A 229-nucleotide genomic window follows, 5' to 3' on the forward strand; every position below is an offset into this window, starting at 1 on the left:
GCTGGAGTGAATACCTTTAGAGATATGTGTACCAAAACTAATCTCATTTGCCATTTTATTAGCAGCTCTTTCCATCCAAGTGTCGAGTTCATACTTTTCTTTAAAACCAGCCAAGGTTTCTTTTAACTCTGCAGCCTTTTCATGCTCCTTACTTTCAACGGCTTTGGCGAGCTGCTTTTGTTGAGCTTCTGTTTTTTTATCATATAGGCTTGTAAGGGCAGCTTTTACT

1 protein-coding gene is annotated in these 229 nt (G+C 38.9%); it reads right to left on the reverse strand.

All coding sequences use genetic code 11. The features are described 5' to 3' along the window. Positions 1-229: hypothetical protein (locus R0K30_RS23945; protein ID WP_410613576.1), on the reverse strand; the 229-nt coding region annotated here is incomplete at both ends.

This window comes from Bacillus sp. SIMBA_154 (genome assembly GCF_046536015.1).
Classification (GTDB): Bacteria; Bacillota; Bacilli; order Bacillales; family Bacillaceae; genus Bacillus; species Bacillus pumilus_P.